The 18833-nt window shown below is 66.2% G+C and carries 17 protein-coding genes; 11 read left to right on the top strand and 6 right to left on the bottom strand.

Going from position 1 to position 18833, the window contains the following annotated elements; translation table 11 throughout:
• Positions 1–75: 75 nt before the first annotated feature.
• The 6 genes from P0Y52_08795 (at position 76) to P0Y52_08820 (ending at position 6779) form a co-directional block, all read left to right on the top strand.
• The gene (locus tag P0Y52_08795) at positions 76–1521 is read left to right on the top strand and encodes a glycosyltransferase family 2 protein (protein WEK56648.1); all 1446 of its coding nucleotides are present in this window, start codon (positions 76–78) and stop codon (positions 1519–1521) included.
• A 13-nt stretch (positions 1522–1534) separates the two neighbouring features.
• Positions 1535–2671 (top strand): NAD-dependent epimerase/dehydratase family protein, encoded by a 1137-nt coding sequence (locus tag P0Y52_08800; protein WEK56649.1) that lies wholly within the window; start codon positions 1535–1537, stop codon positions 2669–2671.
• 93 nt (positions 2672–2764) lie between these two features.
• Positions 2765–3490: a cellulose biosynthesis protein BcsS gene (bcsS, locus tag P0Y52_08805; protein WEK56650.1), complete on the top strand. Its 726-nt coding sequence runs from the start codon at positions 2765–2767 to the stop codon at positions 3488–3490.
• A gap of 180 nt (positions 3491–3670) precedes the next feature.
• Positions 3671–4783 (top strand): endo-1,4-beta-xylanase, encoded by a 1113-nt coding sequence (locus P0Y52_08810; GenBank protein ID WEK56651.1) that lies wholly within the window; start codon positions 3671–3673, stop codon positions 4781–4783.
• Between the two features lie 110 nt (positions 4784–4893).
• Positions 4894–6405 carry an HWE histidine kinase domain-containing protein gene (locus P0Y52_08815; GenBank protein ID WEK56652.1) on the top strand — a complete coding sequence of 504 codons (1512 nt, stop codon included), beginning with the start codon at positions 4894–4896 and terminating at the stop codon, positions 6403–6405.
• Positions 6402–6779, top strand: a complete 378-nt coding sequence (locus tag P0Y52_08820; protein WEK56653.1) for a response regulator — start codon at positions 6402–6404, stop codon at positions 6777–6779. Before P0Y52_08815 ends, P0Y52_08820 begins: the two co-directional genes overlap by 4 nt.
• On the opposite strand, the gene P0Y52_08825 is transcribed toward P0Y52_08820, so the two are convergent.
• Both P0Y52_08825 and P0Y52_08830 read right to left on the bottom strand, forming a co-directional pair.
• Entirely contained in the window at positions 6766–8352 is a 1587-nt protein-coding gene (locus tag P0Y52_08825; GenBank protein WEK56654.1) for an NAD(P)/FAD-dependent oxidoreductase, read from the bottom strand. The two genes, P0Y52_08820 and P0Y52_08825, sit on opposite strands and share 14 nt — an antisense overlap.
• A 36-nt stretch (positions 8353–8388) precedes the next feature.
• Positions 8389–9681: a hypothetical protein gene (locus P0Y52_08830; protein WEK56655.1), complete on the bottom strand. Its 1293-nt coding sequence runs from the start codon at positions 9679–9681 to the stop codon at positions 8389–8391.
• A 105-nt stretch (positions 9682–9786) separates the two neighbouring features.
• Here P0Y52_08830 and P0Y52_08835 point away from each other — a divergent pair, with 105 nt between their 5' ends.
• From P0Y52_08835 to P0Y52_08845, 3 genes are all read left to right on the top strand, one after another.
• Complete coding sequence (locus tag P0Y52_08835) at positions 9787–10257, top strand: helix-turn-helix transcriptional regulator (GenBank protein WEK56656.1); 471 nt, start codon at positions 9787–9789, stop codon at positions 10255–10257.
• Positions 10258–10283: 26 nt separating this feature from the next.
• The gene (locus P0Y52_08840; protein ID WEK56657.1) at positions 10284–10625 is read left to right on the top strand and encodes a hypothetical protein; all 342 of its coding nucleotides are present in this window, start codon (positions 10284–10286) and stop codon (positions 10623–10625) included.
• A gap of 397 nt (positions 10626–11022) precedes the next feature.
• Positions 11023–11748, top strand: a complete 726-nt coding sequence (locus P0Y52_08845) for a JAB domain-containing protein (GenBank protein WEK56658.1) — start codon at positions 11023–11025, stop codon at positions 11746–11748.
• On the opposite strand, the gene P0Y52_08850 is transcribed toward P0Y52_08845, so the two are convergent.
• The 4 genes from P0Y52_08850 to P0Y52_08865 all read right to left on the bottom strand — a co-directional run bounded on the left by P0Y52_08850 (position 11745) and on the right by P0Y52_08865 (position 15358).
• Entirely contained in the window at positions 11745–12323 is a 579-nt protein-coding gene (locus P0Y52_08850) for a hypothetical protein (GenBank protein ID WEK56659.1), read from the bottom strand. The genes P0Y52_08845 and P0Y52_08850 overlap by 4 nt on opposite strands.
• Before the next feature lie 57 nt (positions 12324–12380).
• A complete protein-coding gene (gene hutI / locus P0Y52_08855; GenBank protein ID WEK56660.1) occupies positions 12381–13589 on the bottom strand; it encodes an imidazolonepropionase in 1209 nt (402 codons plus the stop codon).
• Between the two features lie 175 nt (positions 13590–13764).
• Positions 13765–14655: an agmatinase family protein gene (locus tag P0Y52_08860; GenBank protein WEK56661.1), complete on the bottom strand. Its 891-nt coding sequence runs from the start codon at positions 14653–14655 to the stop codon at positions 13765–13767.
• Positions 14656–14659: 4 nt separating this feature from the next.
• Positions 14660–15358: a UTRA domain-containing protein gene (locus tag P0Y52_08865; GenBank protein ID WEK56662.1), complete on the bottom strand. Its 699-nt coding sequence runs from the start codon at positions 15356–15358 to the stop codon at positions 14660–14662.
• A 95-nt stretch (positions 15359–15453) separates the two neighbouring features.
• Here P0Y52_08865 and P0Y52_08870 point away from each other — a divergent pair, with 95 nt between their 5' ends.
• The gene (locus P0Y52_08870; protein ID WEK56663.1) at positions 15454–17118 is read left to right on the top strand and encodes a urocanate hydratase; all 1665 of its coding nucleotides are present in this window, start codon (positions 15454–15456) and stop codon (positions 17116–17118) included.
• Positions 17119–17284: 166 nt separating this feature from the next.
• Complete coding sequence (gene hutH / locus P0Y52_08875; GenBank protein ID WEK56664.1) at positions 17285–18814, top strand: histidine ammonia-lyase; 1530 nt, start codon at positions 17285–17287, stop codon at positions 18812–18814.
• Positions 18815–18833: the final 19 nt, after the last annotated feature.

Genomic DNA, 18833 nt, shown 5'->3' on the forward strand with positions numbered 1-18833 from the left:
AGCGGCAGCAGAGACACCTGACGACACGACTGGACAGACAGCACTCCAACACGGAAATTCTGGGCGGGCCTTTCGATGCAAAACTACAGCGTTCCGACGATCCTCATATGGCTGTTCGCCATATCCCAGCTGCTCTACCTAGGCTGCTTCCTGCTGGAGATGTATTTCCGCTCGCTGCGTGTCAACAGCGTGGACATGGACGACCCCCTGCCCGCCACCGAGGCGGAGATGCCCTTCATCGTCCTGCTCTATCCCGTCCTGCGAGAGCTGGAACGGACGATGGAGACGACCTTCACCGCCCTGGCCAAGCTCGACTATCCCCGCAGCCGCTATCGCGTCGTCGCCATCCCGAATTCCAACGACACAGAGACGATCGCCAGCCTGCAACGACTGACCGCGGCCTATCCCTTCGTCGAGATCCTGGAGGTGCCGCCGACCACCGACCCGCGCTGGGACGTGGTCTGGCACGCCTGGGACGCCAACCCGAAGGCCTACTGGTGGCACAACGGCAAGCGAGCCGGCGCCAAGGACCTGCCGCCCAAGAAGACGCGGCAGCTGATCTACGCCCTGTATCAGGTCGCCGAGACCCATCGCGACAAGACGAACCTGACGATCGACTACATCGACGCCGACAGCTGCCCGCCGGCTGACCATTTCAAGGCCGCCGCCATCGGTTTGCAGAAGTACGACGTGCTTCAGGCCCGCAACGTCGCCGGCAACCTCAACGCCAGCCTGGCCGCCGCCTTTCACGCCTTCGACCACATGACCTGGGACGGCGCCAAGTACGGCCACCTGTCGGACCCCAAACAGCCCTTCTGGGTGCTAGGCAAGGGCCTGTTCTTCAAGGTCGACGACCTGATCGCCCTCGGCGGCTTCCATCCCTGGATCACCATCGAGGACCCCGAGGTCGGCGAGCGGTTCTGGAAGAACGGCAAGACGCTGGGCATCATCGACAACTCCCTGATCGAAGAAGTGCCGGAAACCTTTGGCGAGGGCATCACCCAGAGGAAGCGCTGGGTCGCCGGCTTCTTCCAGAGCCTGGGCACGCCGCTGAAGGAGATGGACTTCACCTTCGGCGAGCGGGTGCGCGCCTGGACCAACTTCCTGCCCTGCATGTCGCTGTGGGTGAACACCCTGGGCATCCCCCTGGGCGTCTGGGCGGCGTGGCGGTTCTTCGCCGGCGACAACTTCCTGCCCCTGTGGCTGGTGGTGCTGTCGGTGTTCAACATCATCGCCTTCACCCTGCTGATCGTTGGCCTTTATATGCGGACCTGGACGCGAACCGGGCTGGTGCTGGAGCGGGCCACGGACCGCATCGGCTACATGCTGATGGTCAATCCGATCTTCATCATGGTCTGGTGGTGCATGTGGATCATCCCGCTGACGCTGGGCTTCGTCATGTATCTGAAGGACAGCGGCCAGGTCTGGCAGCGCACAGAGAAGATCGACGCCAACAATACGCTGGTGCGGTCCAAGCTGGACCAGTTCGGCGTCCTGCCCCACCACCCCCACCATCACTGAGCGGGCGACGGTCATGGACAAGCATATCCTGATCACGGGCGGGGCCGGATTCATCGGCTCGCATCTGGTCGACGTCATGCTGGCGCGCGGCTATCGCGTCAGCGTGCTGGACAGCCTGTCGCCCCAGGTTCACGGCGACGGCGAGATGGACGCCGAGGGCTGGCCCACCTACCTCGACCGGCGCGCGCGCCGCATCCGAGGCGACATTCTGGACGAGGGGGTGTTTGAGGCGGCGCTGGAGGGCGTCACCCATCTAGCCCATCTGGCCGCCTCGGTCGGGGTGGGCCAGAGCATGACCAATATCGTCGACTACACCCGCAACAATGTCATGGCCGCCGCCGTCATGCTGGAGGTGCTGTCGCAGAAGCCGCACAGCGTCGAACGGATCGCCGTGGCCTCGTCCATGTCGATCTATGGCGAGGGTGACTATGTTCGCCCCTCGACCCATGCCCGCGTGACCGCCGACATCCGCTCCCACGCCCAGCTTGAGGCCCGGCAGTGGGAGGTCATGATCGACGGCGAGGAACTGGAGCCCGTGCCGACGGCCGAAGACAAGCTGTTGCAGCCCAACTCCATCTACGCCGTCAACAAGCGCGACCATGAGGAGATGTTCCTGTCGGTGGGCCGCGCCCTGCAGATCCCAACCGTCGCCCTGCGGCTGTTCAACGCCTACGGCTCGCGCCAGGCCCTGAGCAATCCCTATACCGGGGTGGCCGCCATCTTCATCGCCCGCCTGCTGAACGACCAACCGCCCCTGGTGTTCGAGGACGGCCGCCAGATGCGCGACTTTGTCCACGTCCAGGACGTGGCCCGCGCCTTCGCCACGGTTCTGGATAGCGACCGCGAGACCTGGGACGTGTTCAACGTCGGCAGCGGGGCGCCGATTTCGGTCAATGAGATCGCCGGCGTTCTGGCCCGACTGCTGGGCAAGAACATCGCGCCGGAAGTGCTGAACAGGTATCGCGTCGGCGACATCCGCCACTGCTTCGGCGACATCTCCAAGATCGAGCGCGCCTATGGATTCAGGCCCGAGCGCGACATGAACGCCGGCATGGAGGAATTGATCGCCTGGGTGTCGCGCACCCGCGCGCCGGTGGACCGGAGCGCGGAGTGCCTGGCCGAACTGACACGAGGGAAACTGGTCGTCTGAAAGTATTAACCTAAACGGTTCAGCCTATCTGAAGCAGCTTCCTCAGCGTCGCCGAGCAGACGACGCACTCGATACTATCGCCAGGGAATGTTCATGACCGACCGCCACAGCCGCCCCTTCTCGAACGTGTCGCTCACGGCCGCGCTGATCACGCTCGGCGTGGTCGGCTGGTCGGGCGCAGCCGTCGCCCAGAACAACAACACGGTTTTCGCGGGCGGCAAGCTGGACGTCGCGGATTCCGCCTATGTCGGGGCCACGGTGGGTCTGCCCGGCTCGGCCGAGGGCAAGGGCTGGGCCGTGCGCGGCGTGGCCTTCACCGGCGGCTATGACTATCAGAACGGTCCGACGACCATCAACGCCGACTTCACCGGGGCGCAGGCGGAACTGGTCTATCGTTTCGGGTCAGGCCCGACCTGGGGCAGCGTCGGCCTGGGCTATCGCTATGTCGACACCGACCTCAGCCCCGGCGATCCGGGCAACCGCCGCGACGGCGGCGAAGGCGAGGTCATGGTCAGCCTGGACGGCGGCCACGTCGCCGGACCCTGGCGCGTCGACTGGTACGGCTCCTACGGCTTCACCCTGGACGACTACGACGCCCTGGCCAGCGTGACGCATACGATCGGCAGCTCGGGCCGCGTCCGAGCGGGTCTGGAAGTGGCGGCGGACGGAGATTCCAACTACTCCGCCTATCACGTCGGGCCGGTGCTGGGCTTCAAGGTGGGCGATCAGGGCGAGTTCCAGATCTCGGCGGGACTTAGCGACGGCGACAACCGCGATTCCGACGGCTATGTCCGCGTTGGTTTCTATCACAGCTTCTGATTTCAAGCTTAGCCGCACGGACAATCGTCAAACGGCGACTGTAATTCGGCCCTAAAATCACCTACCGGCCATCGTTAACCCGGCGTTATTCCCGGGGAGCTTAACGATCACGCTTACTCTTCTCCGCTTCTAGAGAAGGCTAGGCGTAGTATGCTGACGCTTCCGTCACGTCGCTCTGTATTGACTGGCCTCGCCCTGGCTCCGGCGCTGGCCGTCGCCCCGCACGGCGCCTGGGCCGTGCCCGAGGGAGAAGGCGCGCCCTTGCCCGACGCCAGCAACGCCGCCCCCTCACTGTCGCGCGCCGCCCGCAAGGGCGGACGCTACTACGGCGCGGCGGCACGCGCCGACCATCTGCGCCAGGACCAGGCCCTGCGCGACGCAGTCCTGCGGGACTGCGACGTCCTGACCCCCGAAATCCACCTGAAGTGGAACGCGCTGGAATGGCGCAAGGGTCAGTTCAACTTCACCCCTGTAGACGATCTGCTGGCGTTTTCGGACGACAATGGACTGAGGGTCCGGGGCCATACCCTGTTGTGGGAACAAAGCACCCCCGACTGGGCCAGGCAGGAACTGCTGGAACAGCGCGACTGGCGGCTGATGTCCGAGCATTTCTCGCGTGTGCTCGGTCGCTACGGCTCACGCATCAGCGAGTGGGACGTGATCAACGAACCCATCGACACCGAGGCGGGCGCCGGTTCCCTGCGCCGCAACACCTTCTTCCGCGCCTTTGGCCCCACCTATATCGAACGGGCGATGGAGGAGGCGCGCGACCATGCGCCCCAGGCCCATCTGGTCATCAACGACTATGGTTTCGAGTACGGCAACCCGGTCGACAAGGCGCGGCGTCAGGCCTTCGTCGCCCTGCTGCGGCGTCTTCGCGCCGCCGGCGTGCCGCTGGACGGGGCCGGCGTTCAGGCCCACCTGGACCTGTCCAAGGGGCCGATCGACAAGGTCGGCTTGCAGGATATGACCAAGGCGCTCATCGACCTCGGCCTCGACATCACGGTGACTGAACTGGACGTCAAGGAAGCCGGGGGCGGCCCCTCCACCACCGCACGCGACCAGAAGGTCGCCGACGAAACCCGCCGCTACCTCGATATCATGCTGGCCTTCCCCGAGGTGCGGGGCGTCGTGACCTGGGGCCTGACCGACAAGTTCTCATGGTTGACCGAACAGGTCGACGCGCGCGTCCGCGCCGCCCAGGGCGTCAATCGCGGCCTGCCCTATGACGAACGCTACAGCCCCAAGCCCATGTACTGGGCCCTGTCGGACACCCTGGGCGTCAGCAGTTAGGCGTCAGTCGTCCATAAACTTGACCACTGGACATCCTCCCGATTTTTGCGTCAGGAACAGGCACCCTTTCGCTCTCGCTCGCGTTAGGCTGAGCGAACACGGGGGCCAGAGTGCGAACACTCGCCAAGACAATCGATCTGGTCGCAGCGTTTGACGCTTCGCCCAATCCCTACATGCTGCTGGACGCCGAGCTGCGCTATGCGGGCATGAACCAGGCCTATCTGGACGTGACGCAGCGGCGGCGCGAGGAATTGCTGGGCCAGCCGGTGATGCAGGCCTTCGACGCAGGCCCCGGACAGGAGGGCCCTGAAAATGCGCGGCAGCTGGCGGCCTCGTTCGAAAAGGTGCTGTCGACGGGGCAGCCCGACAATCTGGCCGTGCTTCATTACCCGATCCCCATCACGCAGGAGGACGGCACGGTCGTCTATGACGATCGCTACTGGAGTTGCACCCACACGCCGATCAAGGATGAAACGGGCCGCGTCACTCATATCCTTCAGCACACCAGCGACATCACCGAGTTGGAGCGCCTGCGCCGGCAGGTCGGCCGACTGAGGCCGGCCGACGCCTCCTCGGCGCTGGACACCCTGATCGGCGGCGGCATGTTCCGCCGCGCCCTGAGCATTCAGGCCGACAACCGGCGCCTGGAAACCGAGCGACGTCAGTTGCTGGACATGTTCATGCAGACGCCGGGCTTCGTCGCCGTGCTGAATGGTCCGGAGCACGTCATCCAGTTGCACAACGGCGCCTATGGCCAATTGATCGGCCATCGCGATGTCGTCGGCAAGCCGATCCGCAAGGCCCTGCCGGAACTGGCGGGTCAGGGCTATTACGACTTCCTCGACGAGGTCCTGGCGACCGGCGAGCCCTTCCAGGGACGGCAAAGCCCGGTCCAGTTGCAGCAGACGCCGAACGGTCCGCTGGCGACCCGCTATCTCAACTTCATCTATCAGCCGATCCGCAACGACGCCGGCGCCATCATGGGCGTCTTCGTCCAGGGGCACGACGTCACCGACGAAGTCCTGGCCGCCGAACGTCAGAAGCTGATGATCGACGAACTGAACCACCGGGTGAAGAACACCCTGGCCACGGTCCAGTCGATCGCCATGCAGACGGCACGCTCACACGAGGACCCGCGCTCCTTCGCCGAAACCTTCCAGTCGCGCATCCTGTCGCTGTCCCACACGCACGACCTGCTGACCCGCAGTCACTGGGAAGGCGCCGACCTGCGCGAGGTGCTGGAGCATGAAACGACGGCGCACGGCCTGCATCGCCTGACCCTGAACGGGCCGAACGTGGCGCTGGACCCGGCCATGGCCGTGTCGCTCGGCATGATCTTCCATGAACTGGCGACCAATGCGGCCAAATACGGCGCCCTGTCGTCGGGAGAGGGTCGGGTTCTGGTCGACTGGACGGTCGCGGACCTGAACAATCCGCAACTGGGCATCGTCTGGCGCGAAACCGGCGGGCCCAGCGTGACGCCGCCGGAACGCCGGGGCTTCGGCAGTCGTTTGATTGAACGCAACGTCAGGCATGATCTGGCGGGCACAGTGCAGATGCACTACCGCGACGATGGCCTGTCCGCGGAAATCACCATTCCACTAAACAAGGAAGCCGCATGACCAAAGCTTTGCAGGACCGTCGTGTGCTTGTGATCGAAGACGAGTCCCTGGTCGCCATGCTGCTGGAAACCATCCTGGAGGACATGGGCTGCGCCGTGGTGGGGCCGGAGTCCAACATCGACGACGGCCTGGTCGCCGCCACGACGGAGGGGGCGTTGGATGCGGCCCTGCTGGACGTCAATGTGGCGGGCCGCGAGGTCTTCCCGGTGGCCGAGGCCTTGCGTGCGCGCGGCGTGCCCTTCGTCTTCTCGACCGGCTATGGCGAGGCCGGGTTGCCCGAAAACTGGCGCGGCCACCCCACCATTCAGAAGCCCTTTACCGAAGGCGCCATCCGCGACGCCCTGCTGAAGGCGATGAACATCAGCCTGGCTTGATATCCTTCAGGATGGCGCGCGCCGCGTTGTGGCCCGGCGCGCCCGTCACCCCGCCGCCGGGATGGGTGCCGGAGCCGCACAGATAGAGCCCCGGCACAGGCATCCGGTGATCGGCGTGGCCCAGGACGGGCCGAGCGCTGAAAAGCTGATCCAGCGTCAGCCGCCCATGGAAGATGTCGCCGCCGATCAGGCCAAAGCGCCGCTCCAGATCGCGCGGGCCCAGCGCCAGCCGCCCGACCACCGAGGCCTTGAAGCCCGGCGCGTGGGCCTCGACCGTCTCGATCATCAGGTCGGCCACCGTGTCGCGATGCTCGTCCGCCAGATCGGGCGAAACGTGCTGGCAGAACAGGCTGGCGACGTGCTGCCCCGACGGCGCCAGACTGTCATCCAGGGTCGAGGGGATCAGCATCTCGACAATGGGCTTCGACGACCAGCCGTTCAGCCGCGCCTCCGCATGGGCGCGGTCCATATAGGCCAGCGTCGGCGCGATGATGATGCCCGCCGTCAAGTGATCCCCCGCCTCTGGCAGGGCGGTAAACCGGGGCAGTTCGGACAAGGCCACATTCATGCGGAATGTGCCCGAGCCAGAGGCGTAGCGGCTCATCCGCTCGGTGAAATCCGCCGGGACCACCGCCGGATCGACCAGCCGGTCGAACAGCAGACGCGGATGCAGATTGGAGACGACGGCACGGGCTCGGATCACCTCGCCCGCCTCGGTCACGGCGCCGACCGCCCTGCCCTTTTCGGTCAGCACCTCGGCGACGGGCGCATCCAGCCGGATGTCGACGCCCTGTTCGGCGCAGGCGGCGGCCATGGCTTGAGTAATCGCCCCCATGCCGCCGATGGCGTGGCCCCAGGCGCCCTTCTTGCCGTTAACCTCTCCGAAGACATGGTGCAGCAGGACATAGGCCGAGCCGGGCGTATAGGGGCTGGCGTAGTGGCCGACGACGCTGTCGAAGCCGAACAGGGCCTTGATCGGGTCGCTCTCGAACCAGCCGTCCAGCCAGTCGCCCGCCGACTTGGCGAACAGGTCCAGCAGGTCGCGCTGCGCCGCCAGGCCCAGACCCGAGACCCGCCGCCCCAGCGACGCCGCCTTCAGCATCTCCGGCAGGGCGGCCAGCCATCCACCTTCAACCACATTGGGCGGTGTGGTCAGGATCAGGTCGCGCAGAATAGCGGCGACCGGTTCCAGCCGCGCCTCATACTCGGGCAGGCGTTCGGCGTCGCCCACCGAGAACTTGGCCACCTCGGCCTGGGTCCGCCCCTCGCCGGTCAGCAGGTAGCGGCCGTCGTCAAAGGGCAGGAAGTTGGCCGCCCGCCGCTCGACCACCCGCAGGCCGTGGCGAGGCAGATCCATGTCGGCGATGATGTGCGGGTTCAGCAGGCTGACGGTGTAGCTGGCGGTCGAGTTGCGGAAGCCGGGATGGAACTCCTCCGTCACCGCCGCCCCGCCGACGACGCCGCGCCGCTCCAGCACGGTCACCTTCAGCCCGGCCCGCGCCAGATAGAAGGCGCAGACCAGCCCGTTATGCCCGCCGCCCAGAATGACGACGTCTGTGTTTGACTGCGCCATGTTGCCCGCCCCCGATTCCAGAGGTGGAGGCTAGCATCAGACCCGGCGCGGGGTGAACCATCCGTCCGGGGTGCGCTGCACCGACCCCGCCACAGCCAGCACCGCCAGGGTCTGTTCGATCCGGTCCTCCATGCGCCGTCCGCGACGCCCGCCGAAGCGCGCCGCCAGAGCGCGGGGACCGACCGGCACCCCCTCCTGCCTCAGGGCCTGCAGCAGGGCCGAGGCCATGGCCCCCGGCGCATCCGGCAGGGACGGCAAGCGGGCCTCGACATCCAGAGCGGCCTCGACCTGCATCGCCCGCCGCGAGGTCTTGACCCGGCCCATCTGGAAGTCGGGCCGCAGGAACCGCACCTCGCCGCGCGCCTCCTCGACCGCGCGCTCGCGGTTCAAGGCCACCAGCCGCGCCACCGCCTCATGCGCCGACAGATTCACCGGCCAGCCGTAGGCCGCCAGGACCGCCGCATCCAACCGCTGATGCAGGTGATCCAACAGGCCGATACAGCCCGCCTCGTGGATCGTGCGCTCGGCCTCGGTCAGGGGCGCCCCCGCCGCCAGCCGCGCGCGGGCGTTGTAGAGACCGGTCATGGATAGAAAACCGTGCTGCGCCAGCACCCTGGCCCGCAGACCATCGATCTCGTCGGCCAGAATGGCGATCTCGGCGCGGGCCCGGCCCGACAGATCGGGAAAGGGAAAGGCGTCGAAACAGGCGCCCTTCACATAAACCGCGTCGCCGTCGTAGACGCCGATCCGCGCCGAGTTGGCCACGAACCAGTCCTGATGCAGGCGCGACGACAGGACGCCCAGAACCGCCGCGTCGTCGCTGGCGATCACCACCAGCTTGTTGTCCGGCAGGATGTCCGCGTCGAGGAACCGAAACCAGCGATGCTTGGCCGTCTCGACCGTGGCGATATAGCGCCGCAAGCCTTCCAGCGCCGGCCGCAGTTCGCGGCGGGGCTCGCCGAAAATCCACCAATTGTCGCGGTAAGATGCCCGGTTGTTACGGTCGCGCTCCGGCTTCACCGTCTCCAGAACATGCTGGAAAATGGCCGGATGTCGTCGCCGCACCTCGGCCTCGTCCCAGCCGAACAGGTCAATGACGTTCACCCCGCGCGGACGGTCCGCCAGATCGCGGCCGTTGCGATAGGCGCGGATCGGCGAGGCCGCCTCAGGCTCTGACGCCGACAGCAGGGCCGCCGCCCGGTCCGGCGCAACGATGAAGCCTGCGCCATGCAGCTTGACCCCCGGCGAGCACAACAGGGCGTTGGCCTTCAGCGCGACGGCGTCGGTCACATCCACCCCTACGGTCAGGTCGTGGCTGTCTCCGCTCAAATTTGTCCCCGAAAAGCGCCTGCACGAGAGGCGTAAAATCTTGCCCCCGCCACGATTCGGCCATTTACCTTAATGCGAGCACTTTGCTTGTTGTTCGAGGCTCGGATGCGTCAGAGTTTGAGCGAAAATCCCGTGGCACTAACCCGCATGCAGTTGGAATGCCTGCGACAGGCCGCAAGCACCGACAAGGAAATCGCTCGTCGGCTGACGATTGCCCCAGAAACTGTTAGCAGTCACATCCGCGCAGCCATGCGGCGCCTCGGCGCTTCCAACCGGCGCGAGGCAATGGGTCTTCTCACGGTTCATCCGCTATACGGTTCAATCGAAATACCCAACGTGCAGATCGTGGCTCCTAGTGAGCGGGCGTTGCAGACTACATCTATCGAACCAGCAGCGCCGATTGCCAGGCCCACGATCTTCGGGTGGCGACTTCCTTCGCTACCCCGACTGATTGGAAGGCTCTACTGGATACTCGGCGTGTATGTTGGGCTCGGGCTTTTGGCGATCATCGGGCTGTCTGTACTTGTGGTTACAGCCCAGCTGATTGATCGACTGGCGAGTGACGGCGGTCTCTGACGCGTCTTTCAACGAAGGGACCGATCATGAACAAGCACCAAACAGGCATCCAAATCGCGCGTGGCCTGCGGACCAGTGAACACGCCCTGGACGAGGCCCTGGCACAGACCATGCGGCTCGGCGCCGACATGTTAGATGGTCGCAAGACCTCTCACCTCGCTGCAAGCGTGGGACACGCCGCCTTGCAAGATGTCATCACAGGCCTTCAAGCCATGACCGCTGCGCGAACCGCCATCATCGCCGCGCATAGTGGGCTTTTGCAGGTTGCAGAAGAACACGCGGTCATCTGGAAGATGGATGGCGCCACGGAAACGAAACCCGACCGCCCCAAAGCCTTGCTGCCAACGATAGCCGCGAACGCGGCATGATCTAGTGACCTGACCGTGACGCCGCTACTTGCCGCAACAATCTTCACAATTCTCGCATTGGCAGGTCGAGGAGGCTTGCCAGAGAGAGTTGCGGCGACCCTATTCGCAGCGCTCAACTGCGCAACCCCTTTCGTCCAGCCGCTGCTATTTGGACAGACTAGGTGGGGCGTCGCGATCTCGTCGCTGATCACATTCGTAGGGCTGCTGTGGCTCGCCCTCAGGAGCGACAGATGGTGGCTGGTCTTCGCGACCGGCTGCCAGTTGCTCGCTCTTTCCACTCACATCATTTCGCTACTGCAGATCGACAGTCTGATCTGGACCGCTGTGACCTTGAGGTGGATTTCATGGGGGAGCGTCCTCGCCTGCGCCCTCTTCGGCCTCTGGGAAGGGCGTGCGATTGATCGACTTCGACGCAGCGCGAGGGGCGCTGACGACGATGCAAGAGCATTCCGCGAGAACCCAGGATAAAATTTGGAGCGCCAATAACGACCGGCTTAAATGCGATGATGCCGACATTCTTACAGCGGCTATCGGAAACGAACGCGTAGCCGAGGCGTGGATTAGGTACTTTGGCAACCTTGCAGGCGTCGCGGCAACGAGTCTTTCAGTCCTACACGTTGTCGCCGTGCAAGTGGATCCCGACTGCGCCCACGCGGCAATCGAGCGGTTGCTCACCATCCATGCTTATGGACTACGGGCCCTGGCACAGAGGGCCGCTCAGCGACCTCTTCTAGAAGACAGGCAGAGGGTCATTGCCTATCTGCGCGCCGATATGCAGGCCGAAGGAATTATCCAGTTCCGGATCCTGTTCCTAGACGCAAAGAGCTACCTCATCCTCGATGAAATCATGAACCGCGGCACCATCGACCACATGCCAATCTATCCCAGGGAGATCATGCGCCGCGCACTCGAAGTGTATGCTGCTTCGATCATAATAGTGCATAATCACCCCTGGGGGGACCCCTCGCCAGAAGCAAGGCATGTCGAAGTCACGCGGCAGATCATTGCTGCAGGTTGTGCTTTAGGAATTTGCGTAAAAGACCATCTCATCATTGGAAGAAATGGCACCGCATCGTTTCAAAGACTTGGCCTATTGTCCGCATCTCGCCGCCGATCAGCCTAGCTGCCGCAGACACGTCTCAACCGCTCGCGCACCGCTTCGTCGCGCAGGTGCGCCATTTCGATGCGATAGCGGGCGCGGTCGGGAAACGGGACATAGGCCTTGCCCTGCCGTCCGAAGTCGGACCACAGCTCGATGGCGCGGCCCACGTCCACGACGACGATGAAGGGCGGCCATTCGTCGAGAGCCTTGGCGTAGTTCTCGGCCTGACGCTTGGCGTTGCGCATCAGGGTTTCCGCCGTGCTGGACGGCGCCGTCGTCTTGCGTCCGCGACCGCCGAACAGGGCCAGTTGCGGCTGGGGGTCCAGCGCCCCGCCCGCCCCGCGCTTGCCCGACTGCTTGGCCTCCAGCACAAAGGCGCCGCGCCGGTAGCAGTCGATGTAGCCTGGATGGCTGCCCCCGTCCTCGTGCAGGAACTTCACCGGGCGCTCGAAGCAGTAGTCGAGATCGCCCGTCCGCTCGTCGTCCGGCGCCGCCACACCGATCAGGCGGCACAGCTGGCCGATGAAGGTCTGGTAGTGGGCGCGCTCGCTGATCGGCGCCTCGGACCAGCGGCGAATGAAGTCGTCTGCATCCATGGATTGTCGGCCTCCCCGCCAACAATCCTAGATTAGCTTTATTGTAAAATACAACCTTTAGGTGAGATCTCCGTTCAGGTAGCGCCGATGCAGCAGGGGCGCGCCCAGCCAGTAGCAGAGCTCCGCCGGGCGGCTGATGTCCCAGACGGCGAGGTCGGCGGCCTTGCCGGGCTCGATAGTCCCGGTCTCGTCCTGCAATCCCAGGGCGCGGGCGGCATGGCGGGTGGCGCCGGCGATGGCTTCTTCCGGGGTCAGACGGAACTGGACGCAAGCCAGGTTCAGCGCCGCCGTCATCGAGGCGACGGGCGAGGTGCCGGGGTTGCAGTCCGTCGCCACCGCCATGCGCACGCCGTGCTGGCGCAACAGGGCCACCGGCGGCGCCTTGGTCTCGCGCAGCATCAGGAAGGCGCCGGGCAGAAGGACCGCGACCACGCCTGCCTCGGCCATGGCCTGAACGCCCGGTTCGGTCGTGTGCTCGATATGGTCGGCGGACAGGGCATGATAGCGGGCGGCCAGGGCCGCGCCGCCGCCGTCCGAAAGTTGGTCGGCGTGCAGCTTGACCGGAAGGCCCAGGGCCTCGGCCTTGTCGAACAGGCGCGCCACCTCGTCCGTGGTGAAGGCGATGGGCTCGCAGTAGGCGTCCACCGCGTCGACCAGACCCTCGGCATGGGCGGCGGGCAGGATTTCGTCCACAGCCTTGTCCACATAGGCGGCGCGGTCGGCTTTGTGCTCGGGCGGGACGGCGTGCAGGCCCAGGTAGGAGGTGCGGACCCGCACCCCGGCGTCCCGCCCGATGCGGCGGGCGACGCGCAGCATCTTCAGCTCGCTGTCGTGATCCAGGCCATAGCCGGACTTGATCTCGACCGTGGTGACGCCGGTGGCCTTCAGCCCCTCCAGACGCTTGCAGGCGGAGGCGTACAGGTCGTCCTCGCTCGCCTCGCGCGTCGCCTTGACCGAGGAGACGATGCCGCCCCCGGCGCGGGCGATCTCTTCATAGGTCGCCCCTTCCAGCCGCCGCTCGAACTCACCCGAGCGGTCGCCGCCGAAGACCAGGTGGGTGTGGCAGTCGATCAGGCCCGGCGTGACCCAGCGCCCGCCCAGACGGTCGGTTTCCACAGCCTTGTGCACAGGCAGGTCGGCGCGCGGCCCGACCCAGGCGATGCGCCCGTCCGTGATCAGGATGGCGGCGTCCTCGATCGCGCCATAGGGGGCGCCGCCCTCGGTCATGGCGGCGATGTGGCAGTCGGTGATGAGACGGTCAAACATCATGATCCTTCTCCCCTCGGGGGAGAAGGTGGCTCGCAAAGCGAGACGGATGAGGGGGACGTTCGATGCAAGACGGATGATCGGCAAGTGAGGTGCAAAGGGCTGACGCCCCCCTCATCCGAGCCGCTCCGCGGCCCACCTTCTCCCCCGAGGGGAGAAGGAAAAATGATCATCATCATCGCGCGGCGACTCCGCTGAGGATTTCGCAGAACCAGCGTCCGGCGGTCAGGGAGCCGAGGTCGCCGACTTCCAGCGAGGGGTCGTATTCGGTCAGGTCGACGGCGCGGACCTTGGGACAGGCGCCGATGGCGCGGGCGGCGTCGAAGAAGTCGTGGACCGAGACTCCGCCAGGGCGGGCGCCGGGGCTGGCGGGCCACTGGCTGCGGTCGATGACGTCGATATCGAAGTCGACGTAGATGACCTCGCACAGGGACGACAGGCGCTCCAGTTCCTCGACCACCACGGTCGCCAGACCGCGCTGGCGGCACTCGCGGGCGGTGCGGACACTGATGCCGGCGGCCTCGGCCTTTTCGTGGGCGCGGCGGGTGTTGGCGAAGGGGGCGAGGCCGACCTGGCTGATGCGATGGCCATCCATGCCGTCGTCCAGCAGGGCCTGAATCGGGTTGCCGTTGGTCAGGCCCTGGTCCGTGTCGCGCAGGTCGAAATGGGCGTCCAGCGTCAGGACGCCGACGCGTTCCAACCCGAGCGCATGAACGCCGGGCCGGGTGATGGCGTTGTTGCCGCCGATGAGGATGGTGAGGGCGCGGTGAGCTTGTGCCGCCACCGCATCGCGCACGGGCTCGAAGGCGTCGAAGGGCGAGACGGCCTTCAGCGCCACGTCCCCGGCGTCATGGACCTTGATCTCCAGTTCCAGCCCCGTCTCGACGTCATAGGTGGACAGGCGCGGCAGGACGGCGCGCAGGGCTTTCGGCCCCAGATCGCAGCGGCCCGGCGTCAGCGACCGCTCGTTCAGCGGCGCGCCGATCAGGGCGACGGGGGCGTCGGGATGGTTCCCCACCAGATCCGCGACAGAGCGCCAGCCGAGGGCTTCAGACGGTTCGCTCATCGGGTCATCCTTTAGTCGGAGAGAAGCGGGCGACCAGATCATAGGCCGCGCCGGGGAAGGTCTGCCACGCCCAGGTCACGCCCTGACCGTCGCGCCAGGTGCGGCGCTCCAGCCGCAGACAGGCGGCGCCGTCGGCCAGACCCAGATGGGTCGCGGTTTCGGGGTCGGCGCCGACGGCGGAGATGCGATGCTCGGCCTCGGTCCAGGGCATGTGGGCCAGCAGCCAGCCGCCCGGCGGCTGGGCGGCGAAGTCGGCGGCCTCGGCCTCGGGCGCGGCGGTCAGCGAGATCAGGCGGCGCTCGAAGACAAAGGGCAGGTCGTCGGCCAGATGCAGGGTCTCCAGCTCGATCACCCGCTCGCCCAGACCCTCGTCGGGGCGCGCCGGGCGGACGATGCGGCCCAGCAGGCGGTGGGCATAGGCCAGCCCCCTGCCCTCGACCTCGGACTGGATGTCGGGGATGGCGACCAAGGCCGACGAATGCACCGGCGGATGGGCCACCACGGTCCCAGCGCGGCGGCGGCGCACCACCAGCGCCCGCGCCGACAGGTCGGTCATGGCGCGCGACACGGTCATGCGGGCGCAGCCGTATTCGGCCATCAGTTCGGCCTCGGTCGGGATGCGGAAACCGGGCCGCCATTCGCCCGAGGCGATGCGGCGCTCGATGTCGCCGGCGATCCGTCGATGAAGCGGCTCTTGATCCATGAATCGAAACTGCCTCTTGCACGCAATAATGTCTAGACATAACACTCGCCCCAAACGACGGCCCAACCCGCACTCTGGGCCGCATGGAGGAATCGATGAGCGCCACGCCCAACACCCGCATCATCCGCAGCCCGCACGGGTCTGAAAAGACCGCCAAGACCTGGGCCGCCGAGGCGGCCATGCGGATGCTGATGAACAACCTCGACCCCGAGGTGGCCGAGCGCCCCGAGGACCTGGTCGTCTATGGCGGCATCGGCAAGGCGGCCCGCAATTGGCAGGCCTTCGACACCATCGTCGAGCAGCTGCAGAAGCTCGAAGCCGACGAGACCCTGCTGGTCCAGTCGGGCAAGCCGGTCGGCGTCTTCCGCACCCACGAAGACGCCCCGCGCGTGCTGATCGCCAACTCCAACCTGGTGCCGAAGTGGGCGACCTGGGAGCATTTCAACGAACTCGATAAGAAGGGTCTGGCCATGTACGGCCAGATGACCGCCGGGTCGTGGATCTACATCGGCACCCAGGGCATCGTTCAGGGCACCTATGAGACCTTCATGGAAGCGGGTCGCCAGCACTATGGCGGCGACTGGTCGGGCAAGTGGATCCTGACGGCGGGCCTCGGCGGCATGGGCGGCGCCCAGCCCCTGGCCGCGACCATGGCCGGCGCCTCCTGCATCACCATCGAATGCCAGCGCAGCCGCATCGAGTTCCGCCTTCGCACCCGCTATGTCGACGTCATGGCCGAGACCCTGGACGAGGCCCTGGCCCTGCTGGAGCAGTCGTTCAAGAACAATAAACCCTTGTCGATCGGTCTGTTGGGCAATGCGGCTGACCTTCTGCCTGAAATGGTCAAGCGCGGCGTGCGTCCCGATCTGGTGACCGACCAGACCAGCGCGCACGACCCGGTCAACGGCTACCTACCCTCCGGCTGGACCGTCGCCGAGTGGGAAGAAAAGCGCGTCAGCGACCCTGCCGCCGTCGAGGCCGCCGCCCGTCAGTCGATGGCCGTCCACGTTCAGGCCATGCTCGACTTCCACGCCATGGGCATCCCCACCGTCGACTATGGCAACAACATCCGTCAGGTCGCCTTCGATCAGGGCGTGAGCAACGCCTTCGACTTCCCAGGCTTCGTCCCCGCCTATATCCGCCCGCTGTTCTGCCGCGGGATCGGGCCGTTCCGCTGGGCGGCCCTGTCGGGTGATCCCGAGGACATCCGCAAGACGGATGAAGCGATGAAGAAGCTGTTCCCCGACAACGCCGGCCTGCACCGCTGGCTGGACATGGCCAGCGAGCGCATCGCCTTCCAGGGCCTGCCGGCGCGCATCTGCTGGATCGGTCTGGGCGACCGCCATCGCGCGGGTCTGATGTTCAACGACATGGTGGCCTCGGGCGAGCTGAAGGCCCCCATCGTCATCGGCCGCGACCATCTGGACTCGGGCTCCGTCGCCAGCCCGAACCGCGAGACCGAGGCCATGATGGACGGCTCGGACGCCGTCAGCGACTGGCCCCTGCTGAACGCCCTGCTGAACACCGCATCGGGCGCATCCTGGGTGTCGCTGCACCACGGCGGCGGGGTCGGCATGGGCTATTCCCAGCACTCGGGCGTCGTCATCGTCGCCGACGGCACGCCGGAAGCCGCCAAGCGGCTGGAGCGCGTTCTGTGGAACGACCCGGCCACCGGCGTCATGCGCCACGCCGACGCCGGATACGACATCGCCAAGGACGCCGCGCGCGAGCACGGGCTCAATCTGCCGAGCTTGAAATGAAGTCCCTTCTCCCCTCGGGGGAGAAGGTGGCTCGCGCAGCGAGACGGATGAGGGGGCCACGTCCCCATGCTCAACGTCGCCTCGCGAGCCCGCTGAACCCTACCCCTCATCCGAGCGGCGACGCCGCCCACCTTCTCCCCCAAGGGGAGAAGGGAAAGGACTACGTATGACCAAGATCATCATCGGCCAAAATCCGCTGACTCTTAATCAGCTGCGCCAAGTCCTGAACGGACCCGTTCAGGTCGAACTCACGCCCGCCGCCTGGGCCAATGTCGAGAAGGGGGCGGCGGTCGTCGCCGCCATCCTGGCCGAGGGCCGCACGGTCTATGGCATCAACACCGGCTTCGGCCTGCTGGCCAACACCAGCATTGCGGCGGAAGACCTTGAAACCCTTCAGAAGAACCTGGTGCTCAGCCACGCCTGCGGCGTCGGCGAACCGCTGAGCGAGAACGTCACCCGCCTGCTGATGGTGCTGAAGATCGCCAGCCTGTCCAAGGGCGCCTCGGGCGTTCGGCGGCACACGCTGGAGACCCTGATCGGCATGGTCAACGCCGAGGTCCTGCCGCTGATCCCGGCCAAGGGCTCGGTCGGCGCCTCGGGCGATCTGGCGCCGCTGGCCCATATGTCCTGCGTCCTGATCGGCGTCAGCGAGGCCCGCTATCAGGGTCAGACGCTGGACGCCGTTTCGGCTCTGGCCAAGGCCGGGTTGAAGCCGGTCGTCCTGGGCCCCAAGGAAGGCCTGGCCCTGCTGAATGGCACCCAGTGCTCGACGGCCCTGGCCCTTGCCGGCCTGTTCGCGACCGAGGATGTCTTCGCCGCCGCCGTCGCGGCCGGCGCCCTGTCGGTCGATGCGCTTCTGGGTTCCGACGCGCCGTTCGACCACCGCATCCACGCCCTGCGCGGCCAGCCGGGCCAGATCGACGTGGCCCGTCGCCTGCGCGAACTGCTGACCGGCAGCGCCATCCGCGACAGCCACCGCCACGACTGCGCCAAGGTGCAGGATCCCTACTCCTTGCGCTGCCAGCCTCAGGTCATGGGCGCGACGCTGGACGTGCTGCGCAACGCCGCCGCCATACTGGAGCGTGAAGCCAACGCCGTGACCGACAATCCGCTGGTCTTCATCGAGGATGGCGACGTCATCTCGGGCGGCAACTTCCACGCGGAACCTGTTGCTTATGCAGCGGATATGATCGCCATGACCCTGTGCGAGATCGGCAACATCTCCGAGCGCCGCACCTCCATCCTGGTCGACCCCAAGATGACCGACCTGCCCGCCTTCCTGGTCAAGGACAGCGGCGTGAACTCGGGCTTCATGATCGCCCAGGTGACGGCGGCGGCTCTGGTGGCCGAGAACCGCATGGTCGCCCACCCCTGCGTCATCGACACCGTGCCGACCAGCGCCAATCAGGAAGACCACGTGTCGATGGCCACCCACGGCGCGCGCCGCCTGCTGGACATGGCCGCCAATACGGCGACCGTCGTCGGCATCGAACTGCTGGCCGCCGCTCAGGGCATCGACTTCCGTCGTCCGCTGACCACATCGCCGGAACTGGAACAGACCTACGCCATCGTGCGGGAAGCGGCCGAACCCTATTCCGCTGACCGCTACTTCGCGCCGGACATCGCGCGGGCGACCGATGCGGTGCGGGCTGGTCGTTACCGCGCCTTCGCCGGCGACCTCTTGCCTTCAGCCTGATTGACCCGCCAGGCGTCCT

The sequence above is a fragment of the Candidatus Brevundimonas phytovorans genome (assembly GCA_029203145.1).
Taxonomy (GTDB): domain Bacteria; phylum Pseudomonadota; class Alphaproteobacteria; order Caulobacterales; family Caulobacteraceae; genus Brevundimonas; species Brevundimonas phytovorans.